Source organism: Clostridium sp. AM43-3BH, from assembly GCF_003479985.1.
Lineage (GTDB): Bacteria > Bacillota > Clostridia > Lachnospirales > Lachnospiraceae > Otoolea > Otoolea fessa.
Genome location: NZ_QUIH01000009.1, coordinates 101,294 through 116,025, shown reverse-complemented (window position 1 = coordinate 116,025; position 14,732 = coordinate 101,294). Strand labels below are relative to the sequence as shown.

The following is a 14,732-nucleotide window of genomic DNA, read 5'->3' as shown; positions in this document are numbered from 1 at the left end:
ACCATGATAAATCTTGTGACAACGATGTCCAGGTATCTGATGATATTGCTGATACTGATTTATACATATTACAATTTCCGCTTTTTTTCACTGCCGGATGACGAGTCGAAACTCCGGCTCTGTCGTCTGCAGAATGTACCGCTGTTTTTGATATTTCTTCTGTCGGGTACGATCATTTATCTACAAACCGAGGATGAGGCAGTTGTGCTGTTTTTCGGCGCGCAGCTTGTCTTTTTTGTCCTGTACCAGCTCTTATACCGGCTGTTTTACCGGAATGCGTCGAGACTGTTGCTGAACAACACGTGTATGCTTCTGTGCACCAGTTTTATCATGCTGACGCGCATCTCGATGGACAAGGCGGTCCGCCAGTTTATCATCATGGCAGTTGCGGCGGTTATCACAATGATTATACCATATGTGATAGATAGAACCTGGCAGCTCGCTAAGATACCGTGGGTGTACGGTCTGATAGGTCTGGCGCTGCTGCTGGTTGTCTGTGTGATCGGCAATACCAGCTTCGGCGCGCAGCTTTCGATCAGTATCGGTGGATTCTCGTTCCAGCCGTCCGAGTTTGTCAAGATTAGCTTTGTATTCTTCGTGGCGACGATGTTTTACCGCTCAACGGAGTTTAAAAATGTGGCGATCACGACCGGCGTGGCGGCGGCGCACGTGTTGATTCTGGTGTTATCCAAGGATCTGGGAAGTGCGCTGATTTTTTTCCTCGCCTATGTCCTGATGCTGTTTATTGCAACCTCCAACTGGCTGTATCTGGCAGGCGGTCTTGGAAGCGGCTGTGCGGCTGCGATGCTGGCGTATAAGCTGTTTTCGCATGTGCGTGTCCGCGTGGAAGCATGGCAGGATCCGTGGAGTGACATCGCAGGAAAAGGGTATCAGGTTACGCAGGCGCTCTTTGCGATCGGCACAGGCGGCTGGTTTGGCATGGGACTTTACCAGGGGATGCCGAAGAAGATCCCGGTTGTCGAGAAGGACTTCATTTTCGCGGCGATCTCGGAGGAGCTGGGCGGCATCTATGCGCTCTGTATTCTCCTGATCTGTCTGGGCTGCTTCATGCAGTTCATGCTGATTGCGACCCGGATGCAGGCATTATTTTACAAGTTGATCGCGTTTGGTCTGGGAATTGAGTATGTGGTGCAGGTGTTCCTGACGATCGGCGGCGTGACCAAGTTTATTCCGTCCACCGGCGTGACGCTGCCGCTTGTCAGTTATGGAGGCAGTTCGATTCTCAGCACATTTATCCTGTTTGGCGTGATACAGGGACTATATGTCCTGAAACGGAATGAGGAAGAAGAGGAGGAGCAGCAGCTTGATGAGGCAGAAGGATGAAATGGAAAGAACTGAAAATGCGAGAGCGCGTTCAAACCGTCATATTCTGTGGCTGACCTATGGGATTGCGGCGCTCTTTATCGCGATGGCCGTTTATTTTGGCTGGTTTATCCAGTTTAAGAGTGAAAATGTGATCGGCAGCTCTTATAATGCGAGACTCGATCTCCTCTCAGACCGGGTGACCCGCGGTTCGATTATGAGCAATGATAAAACGGTGCTGGCGCAGACGAACGTTGCAAGTGACGGAAGCGAGAAACGCTATTATCCGTATGATTATCTGTTTGTCCATTCGGTCGGATATTCCGGCAAAAATGGAAAAACAGGTCTGGAGTCGCTGGCGAATTTCTACCTGCTTTCCTCCCATGTGAATCTGATTGAGAAAACGATCAATGAATTTCAGGGGCAGAAAAATCTGGGCGACAATGTGATTACGACGCTCGATGTGGATCTGCAGCAGACGGCATCCGACGCGATCGGAAAACACCGGGGCGCAGTGATCGTCATGGAACCGGATACGGGAAAGATTTTGACGATGGTTTCCCAGCCGAATTTCAATGCGAATCTCGTCGATGAGCGCTGGGCAGAGTTGACATCGCCGGACAACACGAAGGCGCAGTTAGTCAACCGCGCGACGCAGGGCTTATATCCGCCGGGATCGACGTTCAAGATGCTGACGGTGCTGGAATATATGAAAGAGAACCCGAATACCTGGCAGGACTATGTGTATAATTGTAATGGCTCTTACCAGAATGGCGATTATACGATTAAATGTTACCACGGGACGGCACATGGGGCGCAGAACCTGATTCAGGCATTTGCCAATTCCTGCAACGGTGCGTTTGCGGAGATTGGAATGCAGATTAATTCAGAAAAATTCCGGGCGCTGGCAAATCAGATGCTCTTTAATTCGGAGCTTCCGTACACACTTCCGTACAACCAGAGCACGTTTTCGCTCGACGGCAGTTCGGATGACTGGGAAAAGCTTCAGACCGCGATCGGACAGGGAAAAACCCAGATTACGCCGCTGCATAACCTGATGATCGTATCGGCGATCGCCAACGGCGGCACGCTGATGAAGCCATATATGATCGATCATGTTGAAAATGTGGGTGGTCAGACGGTCAAGAAGTTCCTTCCGTCCGCCTATGGAACCCTGATGTCTGCGAATGACGCACAGTTTCTGACACATCTCATGAGCCAGGTGGTCGAGATTGGTACAGGTTCCGCGATGCGGGGGGCATCCTATACGGTGGCCGGAAAAACCGGTTCCGCCGAGTTTGAGACAGGTAAGGAGACACATTCCTGGTTTGTCGGTTTCGCTCCGGCGGACAAGCCGAAGGTGGCGATCTGCGTGCTGGCAGAAGAGTCCGGTTCCGGCGGTGCGGTCGCTGCGCCGATCGCAAGACAGGTGCTGGATCGGTATTTTGCGAAATATGGGCAGTAGGACAAAAGAAAAGGGCAGGAAAGCGATTTGAAGCTTTTCCTGCCCTTTTTGTCTCAAATATGCATAGTCACATTTTATTTACACAGCCGTTCCAGATCCCCATAGAATCCCGGATAGGAGATGTTCACGCAGTCTGCATCCAGAATTTCGGTCTCGCCGGAAGCGCCGAGTGCGGCAACGGCGAAGGTCATGGCGATGCGGTGATCCTTCTTGCTGTCGATCACAGCACCGTGCAGCGGCTTGCCTCCGTGGATGATCATGCCATCTTCGGTCTCGGTCACATCCGCGCCCATAGCGGTTAAATTCTCTACCATGACAGCAATGCGGTTTGACTCTTTTACCTTCAGTTCCGCGGCATCGCGTATGACGGTGGTTCCCTCGGCATAGCACGCCATCGCAGCGATCACCGGAAGCTCGTCGATGAGAGTCGGGATGATCGCACCCTCGATCGCGGTTCCAGTCAGCTTACCGGAGCGGACGAGCAGGTCGGCGGTCGGTTCGCCGGAGGCGGTGTTTACATTGAGAAGTTCGACGTCCGCGTTCATCGCCTTGCAGACGCGCAGGATGCCGTCGCGGGTCGGGTTGATACCGACATTTTTAATTAAGATTTCTGAATCCGGTACGATGAGTCCGGCTGCGATAAAGAAGGCAGCGGAGGAGATATCGCCCGGAACCAGGATTTTCTGTCCATAGAGCTGTTTTGCCGGCTGTAAAATCGCGGTGGTTCCATCTGTGTGGATGTCTGCGCCGAATGCGGACAGCATCCGTTCACTGTGATCGCGGGAAATGTAAGGTTCGGTCACGCGGGTTTCTCCGTCGGCATACAGACCTGCCAGCAGAATCGAGGATTTGACCTGGGCGGAGGCAACCGGAGAATTATAATGGATGCTGTGCAGTGGTGAGCCGGTGATATGGAGCGGCGCGCAACCATTTCCATTGACACTCTCGATCTTTGCGCCCATCTGAGAGAGAGGATCGATGATGCGCTTCATCGGACGTTTCTGGATGGAAGCGTCGCCGGTCAGTGTTGTGTCAAATTTCTGGGCCGAGAGAATGCCGGAGATCAGGCGCGTTGTGGTGCCGCTGTTGCCGCAGTCTAAAACGGAGTCTGGGGCAGTCAGCCCATGCAGTCCACGTCCGTGGACGAGAACGGTCTCGCCCTGATTTTCGATCGAGATTCCCATTTTGGAAAAACAGGAGATCGTGGAGAGACAGTCTGCGCCCTGCAGGAAGCCGTGAATTTCGGTCAGTCCGTCCGCAAGAGCGCCGAACATGACGCTGCGGTGGGAGATGGACTTGTCTCCCGGAACGGTCAGTTCGCCCCGGAGAGAAGATGTATGGGTAAATTTCATTGAGTTCATAGTTGTACCTGCCTAAACATTAATGTTGAAAGTTAAGTTTGAAACATACATTGCAGTCTACGCGAACAGCGTGTAATTGTATTTCTTCAAACGCGCCCACGCCGCTTCCATCGAAGCCTTGTCGTAGAAGCTGATCCGCAGCGCGCCCTCGCCATGCTCACGGTTGTGGCTGATGCCGATATTTTTGATACTGATTCCTTTACCGGAGAGGATCGAGGAAATGATGGAGATAGCACCTGGCTCGTCCACCACGTCGGCGGAGAAGGCATATTCCGGCTGTATCGATCCTTTTGGAATTTCTGCAAACGAATTCCGGTAGTCGCGGGAGGACTCAAACAGCTGGTAGATGGCTCTAGACTGGTGGTCGGACAGTTCTTCCCGCAATGTCGTCAGGGAATCAATGTAGCGATCCAGCACCTCAGTGATATTGCCTGTGTTCGTCATGCAGATCTGTTCCCACATGACCGGAGAAGAGGAGGCAATACGGGTGATATCCTTGAAACCTCCGGCAGCCAGCCGTTTCATCATCTGATCCTCGCCGTCGCAGTCGTGTACCAGGTTGACCAGGCTGGAGGCGATGAGGTGCGGCAGATGGCTGATCGCCGCGACAATGAAATCATGACGATGGTAATCCAGCACCAGGGGCAGCGCACCGATCGCCTTTGCCACCTCCACCATACGGTCGGTGTAGGAAGCCGGGGTGTGCGGCGTCGGGGTAATGATATAGTACGCATTTTCCAGCAAATGGTCGGTTGAACTCTCGTAGCCGGTCTTTTCCGAGCCAGCCATCGGGTGTCCGCCGACGAAGCAGCTTTCCATGCCAAGCGCGGCAACGGTCTCATGAATGCTGGTCTTGGTGCTTCCGACGTCAGTCACAACCGCGCCTTCCTTTAAGAACGGCCGGATCTGGCGCAGATAGGATTCATTAAATTCAACCGGTGTGCACAGGAAAATGATGTCGCACTCGCTTAAATGCTCGTCCACGCCGTCCAGAATCAGGTCAACAATGCCGTCTGCATGTGCCTGTTCCAATTTTTCGCGGGTTCGCATATAAGCCATGATCTGAATATCCGGGGCGCTGCGTTTCAAACCTCTGGCGATAGAGCCGCCGATCAGACCGAGTCCGATGAAACCGGCGGTAAGATGATTAATCGGTGTATTCATAGCAATTACGCTCTCTTTCATAGGTAGTATAGTAAAAAATGAAACTAGAAATTATTGTAGAATAGAACAAGTCACTTGTCAACGATTTTACGCGTTGAAGTGAAAAAGAAATTTTTTTACATCTGTTTATTACTAAATTTGCGAAAATGCGATTGATTTCACCGCCTTTGAACAGGGAAATTGTCGCATTTTCAATGCTTTTCAAAATAAAACGAATAAATTTTGTATAAAGGTGTTGTTTTGCTTGAAATTTTCTCTATTTTCTTGTACAATATGAACAGAGGTTAAAATACAAGAAAAAAACATCAAAATAAATAGACGGGAGGACTTAACTATGAACGTGTATGGGACAAAACAAATCCGCAATGTAGTGTTACTGGGGCACGGCGGTGCCGGCAAGACAACGGTAGCAGAGGCGCTGGCACTGGTAACAGGTACTACCAAGAGAATGGGAAAAGTTCCGGAAGGAACCACCATCAGCGATTATGATAAAGAAGAAATCAAGAGACAGTTCTCTATCTCCACCACGCTGATTCCGTTGGAGTATCAAGGAGAAGATGGACCGATCAAGATTAACCTGTTAGATACCCCTGGCTATTTTGATTTTGTGGGAGAAGTAGAGGAAGCTATCAGTGTAGCAGATGCAGCAATCATCGTTGTAAACTGCAAGGCTGGCATCGAAGTCGGAACCGAGAAGGCATGGGAACTCTGTGAAGAGTACAACCTGCCGCGCCTGTTCTTCGTTACCAACATGGATGACGATCAGGCAAGCTTCCGTGAGCTGATCTTAAAACTGGAGAAACAGTTTGGCCGTAAGATCGCGCCGTTCCAGGTGCCGATCCGTGAAAATGAAAAATTTGTCGGCTTTGTCAATGCGGTAAAGATGGAAGGCCGCCGTTTCACCCATTTAAGCGAATATGAGAAATGCGAGATTCCGGAGTACACCAAGAAGAACCTCGGCATCATCCGTGATGCGCTGATCGAGGCAGTGGCAGAGACGAGTGAAGAATATATGGAGCGCTATTTCTCCGGTGAAGAATTCACACAGGAAGAGATCGCACAGGCGCTGCGTGAGCACGTAAGTGAGGGCAACATCGTTCCGGTTATGATGGGTTCCGGTGTCAATGCACAGGGCTTCGCATATTTGCTGCAGGCGATCGATAAATACTTCCCGTCACCGGACAAGTTCGAGTGTGTCGGTGTCGATGTATCGACCGCAGAGCGCTTTACCGCTAAATATAATGACGATGTATCCCTGTCGGCACGTGTTTTCAAGACTGTGGTTGACCCGTTCATCGGCAAATACTCCCTGATGAAGATTTGTACCGGTACCTTAAAACCAGATACCGTTATCTACAATGTAAACAAAGATGCTGAAGAGAAAGTTCAGAAAGTATATGTTCTCCGCGGCAAGGATGTCATCGAGGTTCCGGAATTAAAGGCTGGCGATATCGGCGCGGTTGCCAAATTAAACGTTACTCAGACCGGCGATACCATCGCAGTCCGCACGGCTCCGATTGTATACCACAAACCGAAGATTTCTACCCCGTATACCTACATGGCATACGCAGCTAAGACCAAAGGCGATGAGGACAAGATCTCCAGTGCACTGGCGAAGATGATGGACGAAGATCTGACACTCAGAAGCGTCAGCGATACCGAGAACCGTCAGACCTTACTTTACGGCATCGGCGAGCAGCAGCTCGAAGTTGTTGTCAGCAAGCTGCAGGCAAGATATAAAGTAGACATTGTGCTCAGCAAACCGAAATTTGCATTCCGCGAGACACTTCGCAAGAAAGTAGAAGCACAGGGCAAATATAAGAAACAGTCCGGTGGACATGGACAGTACGGCGATGTTAAGATGTCCTTCGAGCCGTCCGGCGATCTGGAGACACCATATGTATTTGAAGAGAAGGTATTTGGCGGTGCCGTTCCAAAGAACTACTTCCCGGCAGTTGAGAAAGGTATTCAGGAATGCGTACAGAAGGGTCCGTTGGCTGGATATCCGGTTGTCGGTGTGAAAGCAACCCTGTTAGATGGTTCCTATCATCCGGTTGACTCCTCCGAGATGGCATTCAAGATGGCAGCGACGCTGGCATTCAAGAAAGCGTTCATGGAAGCGAATCCAGTTCTCCTTGAGCCGATCGCATCTCTGAAAGTAACCGTTCCGGATAAATTCACCGGCGATGTTATGGGCGATCTGAACCGCAGAAGAGGTCGTGTTCTCGGTATGAACTCCAACCATCACGGCAAACAGATCATCGAGGCAGATATCCCGATGTCCGAGCTGTTTGGTTATAACACCGATCTTCGTTCCATGACCGGCGGTATCGGTGAATTCTCCTATGAGTTCAGCCGCTACGAGCAGGCTCCGGGCGATGTACAGAAGAGAGAAGTGGAGGCGAGAGCGGCAGAAGCTGAATAATGGCAGATGAAGTGCTTACCGTTTCGGTCAAAAATATGATATTCTTATATAAATAAGCAGAAAACCGCCGCAGGCGGCTGAGTGGATCGATACCGATTCATCAAGGCTGTCAGCGGCGGCTTTCTCTTTCTGGAAGGTCTTTCGGATCGATATGGTTATAGGCTGTGCTTGAATTGAACAAAGCGCTGTGAATGTTATCGATGGGACAGGCGAGAAGTTAAGGCAGTGAATGCGGATGCCAAATTGCTACGAATTGCGTGCTTTTGCAATTTTCAAAAAGAAGGCTATAAATTGTAAGAAAATAGAAAAGACTACCCACCTGTAAAAAGGTATAATGTTGCAAAGAGAACAACTTATACAGACAGGTGGGTGGCCTTTTTATGATAGAGAAAAATGAGAAAAGCGGGGAACTCATGGAAGTAAAAGAACAGGCAAAAACAGTTCGGAAACACCCGGAGCGGATGATCGTGCGTATCTGGCTGGTGCTGGCGCTTATTTGTCTGCTGGCGGGTCTGAGCGCCCAGTATACGTTCCGGCTGAAAGAACCGCTGTTTCTGCACTACAGCCAGTCGGCTTATCTGGGCTGTGGGCTGGACGGAGTAGAAACTTCGGAGGATGGAATCGTTTCATCTGTGTCAAGTGAGGCGCTTGAAGAAGAAAGTACCGATTCCGATGTGAAAGTTGGAGTTTTAGACGAAGGTGTGAAAGACCTGAATGCGAATATGGAATTGGAGAATACAGTGTTCTTATATGCGCTCGGGGAAGAAAGTGTGGATGAGACAGATGAAACTTCGGATGTATGGTATACACAGGTAAATTTTGCCTATCTGACGGATGTGACGGATGAGATCTGTGTGAGAGAAATTCGTTTTTCAGAGTTGCCTGAACTTCAAATGCAGGAAATGCGGGAGACAGTCCAGTCAGCGGGACAGTATGCGCTTCATCGCCTGGATGCTACGCTTTCGATTGAAGATCCGCAGCATAACGGGATCAGTCAGTGGAGAATCCTGACGCGGGCGCAGGTGCTCTATTCAGATGGAAACACAGCGGACGTAAAAATTGGTAATCTGGTACTGATTGCAAATCCGGAGGGCGGGAGCGCCCTGGAAAATCCAAGTTCCAGCGCCAATTCAGATGGAACGGCCACACAGGTTTACACCGTTCAGAAAGATGGAACCATCGAAGTAAAAGGTTGCATTGCGTCAGCCGGGGAGATGGAAAATTTTTCGATGACCTTAAATGGAGAGCCTATCCCAGCCCAAAAAGAAGGGGAAGATCCGAAACGGCTGACAGTAAAAACGGGTGATGTGCTGACGTTCCAGAGCCATTGGATTGGCAAAGAGGAAGACCAGTCACCGCAGGTATTTCATTCAGGAGTTGCAGTGCTTTCATATATCGGCAAAGATGGCGGGGAGCAGGTTCTTTCATTTGAAAATGAATACAGGAAGAGAAGGGAGCTTCGCTTTATTGATGTGTGGAAATATCTGCTGAAAGAGGAGGCATTTAAGTGAAAACGGGAGATCATAAGATTTTAGCCGGTCTGATTCTTGCTTCGATTCATATTAATCTGTTCCATGTGATGCTGCTGCCGCCCTGCATCGGGTTCCTGATTTTATATATCGGGATTCTCCAGAAAGAGCGACAGGCTGGATTTTTCCAGATGGATGTAAAAGAGATGAGAGTGTACCGGGCAGCAGGGGCGGCGCTTGTGCTGGTGACTGCTTTTTCTAGCTTTCTGTCCATGTTCTGGAGGCGGCCGGACGGAACCATCTGGTCGCTGATTCCGTGTATGCTGGAATATGTGGTGCTCTATGGACTGATGGAAAGCTACACCGCAGGTTCGCCCAGACATTCGTATCACTCCGAACTGTGCTGTGGATATGCTATGGTAATGGGAGCAGCACTGTGTGGGTACGCAGTCAGCCTGATTCTGCATATCGCGCTGTGGCAGCTCTTTGCGTCTATGATTATTCTGGTCTGCCGGTTTATGGTGGTTGTGGTTGTTATAGGGGCGAAGAAAGAGGCATAAAAAATAAAAAGCCGTAACCAGATATACTCGCCCATGGGATTAAACTCATGAGCGAAAGTATAAGGTTACGGCTTTTCTATGTTGAAAATTCTGGTTTTCAAAGAATCAAAGATAACATGGAATGTTGATGTTTCGGTTCCGATGTATCTTTCCAATTTTTATTTAAAATTCTCCTCCGCATACCGGCGCAACTCATCACGGAAATCCGGGTGTGCGATGGCGATCATGGCATCCGCTCGTTCTTTTAAGGTAAGCCCGGTCAGTTTTGCGATACCGTACTCGGTCGCCACGTACTGAATCATGGTACGCGGTGCAGATACGGTGCTGCCGCCCGGAATGAACGGTACGATGTTGGATTTTAAGGAGCCATCTTTTTTCTTGTGGGTGGAAGCAAGGCAGATAAAGCCCTTGCCTCCCTCGGAGCGGAATGCGCCCTCCAGGAAATCCATCTGTCCGCCGATACCGGAGAGCTGTCGGGTGCCGGCAGACTCGGCATTTTCCTGTCCCATCAGATCCAGCTCGACGCCACCGTTGATGCTGATGACATTTTTCATTTCACCGATGCGGTATGGGGAGTGGACGTAATCGACATCAGCCGGGTGGAAGAGCTGCGGCTCATTATCCAGCCAGTCATATAATTCCTGAGAGCCCATGGCAAGGTTCCAGGTAGAATAACCGTTGTCAATTTCCTTCTTCTTGTTGGTCAGCTTGCCAGCCTTATAGAGGGCTAAAAAAGCATCGCTGATGGTGCCGGTGTGGCAGCCGAGGTCGGTTTTGTCGGACTGTGCCAGCATATTGGCAACGGTAAACGGAACGCCGCCGACGCCCAGGGAAAGGACAGCGCCGTCCGGGATCTCCTCAACGACACGTTTGGCAATCTCAATATCAATGGCGCTCGGATCGCGGTAGGTGCGGATCGGAAGCGGCTCATGCTCGCCCTCGACGATGAAATCTGCCTCTGAGAGGTGGACACGGTGGGAACCATCGACGCCCTGTAAGCGCGGGAGGCGCTCATTGATCTCGAAGATGACGGTGCGCGCATTCTCAAAGATGGTGCGCCATGCATAGTTGGAAATACCCAGTCCGCAGCAGCCGTCCGCATCTGGTCTGGAAACCGGTACAAAGGCAACATCCACGCGAATGTGGTGGCGGTACATTTCCGGCAGGGAACGCAGCATCATCGGCATAAACTTGCAGAGCCCACGGGTCTGCAGCTTGCGCTCATAATCGCCGATGTGCCAGCTGTAGTAGCTGAATGCTTTCTGCTCCGGGTCGCTTTCGACAACCTCGATGCGCGGGCGGATGACTAAACCACCGCGGATCTTGACATCGGTCAGCTCATCCCTGCGCGCTGCCAGCGCACGGTCGAGAAGCTCCGGAAATCCAGCGCCAAAGCCATAATCCACCCAGTCGCCCGGTTGAACGGCCTTGACGGCGGTCTCAGCACTTACAAATTTGCCTGCGTAATTGTTAGACATAGTAAAAATCCTCCATCGGTATGAAATTCATAATTTTCTAGTTTCCATCATATCCCAGAAAGCGCTTTTTTGCAACTTCCAAAGACAATTCCAAAAGACAATTTTTAAGCTGGGTTTTAAGATGAGTTTAAGATAGGTTTAATACGGAAATAGTTGACAAAATAGGTGTTTATGATAAAATTAAGTGTTTATAAATAAGAGTTGGTCTTTTACACAGCAGGCAGAAGTGCCTGTATTTTTATGTAATAGGAAATTCCTTGGAATCCCCTATTACACAAAAAGGCACTAACGTGCCAATGATGTGCACTTGCGCGAAGCAGAAACATGTCGCAAGCGACCGCGCTCGGCGCGAGAATGTGACTGTAAAGAATACAACAAATATAGAAAGAGAGGAGTTACGACAAATGAAAACAAATACGGATTTATTTGAAAAAACACCCGTACCGAAGGCGGTCGCAACCATGGCGGTTCCGACCATGATTTCCATGCTGGTGGTTGTTATCTATAACATGGCGGATACATTTTTCATCGGTCAGACGAAGGATCCGCTGCAGGTGGCGGCAGTTTCGCTGGCAACGCCGGTCTTTATGATTTTTATGGCATTAGGCCATCTGTTCGGTATCGGCGGCAGCTCAGCGATATCGAGAGCACTGGGAGAACGCCATAAAGATCGGGCATGTCATATCAGTTCATTCTGCTGCTATGGATCCCTGGGGCTGGGCGTGATAGTGGCTATCCTGTCTGTACTTGGAATGGAAACCATTCTGCATCTCATCGGTGCCAGTGTAAATACGATCGGTTTTGCGAGACAGTACCTGGCGATTATTGCAATCGGCGCGCCGTTTATTATGTTTTCAACTGCATTTGCGAATATTCTGCGGGGAGAAGGCGCATCGAGAGAATCGATGGTCGGAAACCTGATAGGTACCGTAGTAAATATTATTTTGGATCCGATCATGATCCTGGTGCTTGGCTGGGGAGTGACCGGTGCAGCGCTTGCGACGATCATCGGCAATATTGCGGCCTGTCTTTACTATATTGCTTATTATCTACGGGGAAAATCGACACTGTCGATTCATTTCCGTGATTTTAAGATGGGAGATGGAATCGCTTCCGGCGTGGCAGGGATCGGTATTCCGGCATCCTTAAATAACATCCTGATGAGCTTTGCCAATATTATCCTGAACCAGGCGCTGGTCGGTTACGGTGACACACCGGTAGCGGCGATGGGGGTTGCGATGAAATCCAATATGCTTGTTGTCCTGCTGCAGATTGGTCTCTGCGTGGGAATCCAGCCGCTGATCGGTTATAATTATGGAGCGCGCAACAAGAAACGCCTGATGTCGGTATTCAAATTTACAGGACTTGTATCGGTTATTATGGGAACGATTCTGACATTGATTATGATTGTCGCAAGAAAGACAATGATTCAGATGTTTATTAATGATGCGGAAGTTGTCCAGTATGGTATTCAGATGGTGGTTGCCCTGCAGCTTTCTGCGCCACTCCTTGGTATCTTATTCCTCTGCATCAATACGATCCAGGGAATGGGAAAAGCGCTTCCGTCGCTGATTCTTACGATCTGCCGCCAGGGACTGATTTTTATTCCGCTGATTTTCGTGCTGAATGCGATGTTTGGCCTGGATGGAGTTATCTATGCACAGCCGGCGGCTGATTATCTGTCGATTGTGGTGGCGATTTTGATTTGTGCACATCTGTTCCGAACGATGGATCATAGAGAAGAGAAAGCAGAAGGCTGAGAAGATTCAATAGATTCAATAAGGAAAAATATGCTTAAAGAAAATAAAAGAGAAGAAATCACAAAGAACATAGAGAAGAGGGAAGCCCTTGTAGAACAGGTGGCAGATGGAATCTGGCGGATCGGTGTGGAATTGCCGCAGAATCCTTTGCGGGAACTCAACAGTTACCTGATCAAGGGAAAAGAAAACGAGCGTGATCTTCTGATTGACACCGGATTTCGGCGCGAGGAATGCCGGGAGGCGCTGTTTGCCGGGCTTCGGGCACTTGGAAGTAGCCCGGATCGGCTGGATATTCTTCTGACACACCTGCACTCGGATCACACAGGACTTGCCAGGGAGGCGGCAGGGGCGGACAGCCGCATTTATATCAGCGGAACCGATCTGGCGATTTTAAAGGACGGTTTTACACCGGAGCGTCCGCTTCGGCTGGCGGAGCAATTCCGTGCCGGGGGATTTCCGGAGGATGAGATGAAGAAAACGCAGGCGCTCAATCCGGCAGTCCGCTATAAGCTGGATCAGGTTGATGACCGTTTTGTTCCGATTGAGGCAGGCTGGAAATACACGGTAGGAGATTACACCCTGGAAATGATCTCCGTGCCGGGGCATACGCCGGGCAATGCGATGTTCTGGGCAGAGAAGCAGGGCGTCATGTTCACGGGCGATCATATCCTGTTTGATATATCGCCGAATATTACTTCCTGGCTGGAATCGGAGGATTCATTAGGTGACTATCTCGACAGCCTGCGTCTCGCCAGAAAATATCCGGTCCGCCTTGCCCTACCGGGACACCGGAAGACAGGCGATTATGCGGCGCGCATCGAGGCGCTGCTGGCACACCATGAGCGGCGTCTGGAGGAGACGGAGGCGCTGCTTGCCGAACATCCGGGTATGACGGCATATGAGACGGCTGGAAAGATGCGCTGGAAGATCCGTGCCGCCAGCTGGGAAGAATTTCCACCGTCCCAGAAGTGGTTCGCGGTGGGCGAGTGCATGGCGCATCTGGACTACCTCCGCCTGCGCGGCAGAATCCGCCGGGAGATGGACGGAGAAGTGTGGAGATGGTTCACGGTAACGGCTAAATACTGTTAGAATTAACTAACAATTATTACCATTGACTAACAATAGTCTGACTGCATATAATAATAGTAAAGAAAGCAGTAACTGTTCAGTAGGTCTGCGCATTTACTGCGCTGACCGTACGAAAACATGGACCAGCAGACAAAAATCCCATTGCCGTAGGCAATTTTTAATGGATTTTGCGCGTGACTGTGAAGGTACTGAACAGTTACAGAAAGCGGAATATCAGTCAGGAGGTCGTTGTATGCAGTCGTTGGCAAAGGTGCAGGCGGGAGAGTCCTGTGAAATCAAGTGGATGTTTGGAAATGCGGATGTGATGAACTTTTTGGAGCGCTATGGAATCAAAGAAGGAAGCCGTATCCGGGTCCTTGGACGTGTGCTGGATGGTCTGATCATCGGAAATGGAAAGGTTCGGCTGGCACTGGGCGATGAAGTGGCAGAGCGGATTCAGGTGTAGGTTTGACGGTGATTGAAAGATTGTCGAAAATGTCATGTATTGAAAGAACGTCGAATCTGTCACGTGCAAGTTTGAGAAGGTCACGTTACTTGACATTTCTTCCCATTTATGCTATTCTACCAGATAGCACAAATGCAATGAACGGAAGTAGTAAGCCGCGAAATTTCTACAGAGAGCTGCCGGATGGTGTGAG

11 protein-coding genes and 1 other annotated feature (1 of these 12 cut by a window edge) are annotated in these 14,732 nt (G+C 50.1%); of the genes, 8 read left to right on the top strand and 3 right to left on the bottom strand.

Going from position 1 to position 14,732, the window contains the following annotated elements; translation table 11 throughout:
- The first annotated feature begins 3 nt into the window (after nt 1–3).
- Together DW931_RS14100 and DW931_RS14095 are read left to right on the top strand one after the other, a co-directional pair.
- Entirely contained in the window at nt 4–1,344 is a 1,341-nt protein-coding gene (locus tag DW931_RS14100; RefSeq protein ID WP_118467334.1) for an FtsW/RodA/SpoVE family cell cycle protein, read from the top strand.
- The gene (locus tag DW931_RS14095; protein WP_118467336.1) at nt 1,328–2,788 is read left to right on the top strand and encodes a penicillin-binding transpeptidase domain-containing protein; all 1,461 of its coding nucleotides are present in this window, start codon (nt 1,328–1,330) and stop codon (nt 2,786–2,788) included. Before DW931_RS14100 ends, DW931_RS14095 begins: the two co-directional genes overlap by 17 nt.
- Before the next feature lie 74 nt (nt 2,789–2,862).
- Here DW931_RS14095 and aroA read toward each other — a convergent pair whose 3' ends face one another.
- A complete protein-coding gene (aroA, locus tag DW931_RS14090; protein ID WP_118467767.1) occupies nt 2,863–4,140 on the bottom strand; it encodes a 3-phosphoshikimate 1-carboxyvinyltransferase in 1,278 nt (425 codons plus the stop codon).
- A gap of 66 nt (nt 4,141–4,206) precedes the next feature.
- The gene (locus DW931_RS14085; protein WP_118467338.1) at nt 4,207–5,313 is read right to left on the bottom strand and encodes a prephenate dehydrogenase; all 1,107 of its coding nucleotides are present in this window, start codon (nt 5,311–5,313) and stop codon (nt 4,207–4,209) included.
- Nucleotides 5,314–5,647: 334 nt separating this feature from the next.
- On the opposite strand from DW931_RS14085, the gene DW931_RS14080 reads away from it, so the two are divergent.
- From DW931_RS14080 to DW931_RS14070, 3 genes are all read left to right on the top strand, one after another.
- On the top strand, nt 5,648–7,738 hold the full coding sequence (locus DW931_RS14080) for an elongation factor G (RefSeq protein ID WP_118467340.1): 2,091 nt from the start codon (nt 5,648–5,650) through the stop codon (nt 7,736–7,738).
- A 380-nt stretch (nt 7,739–8,118) separates the two neighbouring features.
- A complete protein-coding gene (locus tag DW931_RS14075; protein ID WP_118467342.1) occupies nt 8,119–9,249 on the top strand; it encodes a hypothetical protein in 1,131 nt (376 codons plus the stop codon).
- Nucleotides 9,246–9,767 (top strand): hypothetical protein, encoded by a 522-nt coding sequence (locus DW931_RS14070; RefSeq protein ID WP_117795011.1) that lies wholly within the window; start codon nt 9,246–9,248, stop codon nt 9,765–9,767. The genes DW931_RS14075 and DW931_RS14070 overlap by 4 nt, the downstream gene beginning before the upstream one ends.
- Nucleotides 9,768–9,925: 158 nt before the next feature.
- Here DW931_RS14070 and DW931_RS14065 read toward each other — a convergent pair whose 3' ends face one another.
- The gene (locus DW931_RS14065) at nt 9,926–11,245 is read right to left on the bottom strand and encodes an acetyl-CoA hydrolase/transferase C-terminal domain-containing protein (protein ID WP_118467344.1); all 1,320 of its coding nucleotides are present in this window, start codon (nt 11,243–11,245) and stop codon (nt 9,926–9,928) included.
- 404 nt (nt 11,246–11,649) lie between these two features.
- Here DW931_RS14065 and DW931_RS14060 point away from each other — a divergent pair, with 404 nt between their 5' ends.
- From DW931_RS14060 to DW931_RS14050, 3 genes are all read left to right on the top strand, one after another.
- Nucleotides 11,650–13,005, top strand: coding sequence for an MATE family efflux transporter (locus DW931_RS14060; protein WP_118467346.1), 1,356 nt, complete (start codon nt 11,650–11,652; stop codon nt 13,003–13,005).
- A 30-nt stretch (nt 13,006–13,035) separates the two neighbouring features.
- Nucleotides 13,036–14,094 (top strand): MBL fold metallo-hydrolase, encoded by a 1,059-nt coding sequence (locus DW931_RS14055; protein ID WP_118467348.1) that lies wholly within the window; start codon nt 13,036–13,038, stop codon nt 14,092–14,094.
- 160 nt (nt 14,095–14,254) lie between these two features.
- Nucleotides 14,255–14,539 (top strand): ferrous iron transport protein A, encoded by a 285-nt coding sequence (locus DW931_RS14050; RefSeq protein ID WP_243036959.1) that lies wholly within the window; start codon nt 14,255–14,257, stop codon nt 14,537–14,539.
- Between the two features lie 128 nt (nt 14,540–14,667).
- Nucleotides 14,668–14,732 (top strand) — a binding site (T-box leader); it runs 174 nt beyond the window's last position.

What these genes read in the sequence shown, in the direction of transcription:
- DW931_RS14100 (WP_118467334.1), top strand. Translation starts at nt 4, where the DNA reads ATGATAAATCTTGTGACAACGATGTCCAGGTATCTGATGATATTGCTG.
- DW931_RS14095 (WP_118467336.1), top strand. Translation starts at nt 1,328, where the DNA reads ATGAGGCAGAAGGATGAAATGGAAAGAACTGAAAATGCGAGAGCGCGT.
- aroA (WP_118467767.1), bottom strand. Translation starts at nt 4,140, where the DNA reads ATGAAATTTACCCATACATCTTCTCTCCGGGGCGAACTGACCGTTCCG.
- DW931_RS14085 (WP_118467338.1), bottom strand. Translation starts at nt 5,313, where the DNA reads ATGAATACACCGATTAATCATCTTACCGCCGGTTTCATCGGACTCGGT.
- DW931_RS14080 (WP_118467340.1), top strand. Translation starts at nt 5,648, where the DNA reads ATGAACGTGTATGGGACAAAACAAATCCGCAATGTAGTGTTACTGGGG.
- DW931_RS14075 (WP_118467342.1), top strand. Translation starts at nt 8,119, where the DNA reads ATGATAGAGAAAAATGAGAAAAGCGGGGAACTCATGGAAGTAAAAGAA.
- DW931_RS14065 (WP_118467344.1), bottom strand. Translation starts at nt 11,245, where the DNA reads ATGTCTAACAATTACGCAGGCAAATTTGTAAGTGCTGAGACCGCCGTC.
- DW931_RS14060 (WP_118467346.1), top strand. Translation starts at nt 11,650, where the DNA reads ATGAAAACAAATACGGATTTATTTGAAAAAACACCCGTACCGAAGGCG.
- DW931_RS14055 (WP_118467348.1), top strand. Translation starts at nt 13,036, where the DNA reads ATGCTTAAAGAAAATAAAAGAGAAGAAATCACAAAGAACATAGAGAAG.
- DW931_RS14050 (WP_243036959.1), top strand. Translation starts at nt 14,255, where the DNA reads ATGGATTTTGCGCGTGACTGTGAAGGTACTGAACAGTTACAGAAAGCG.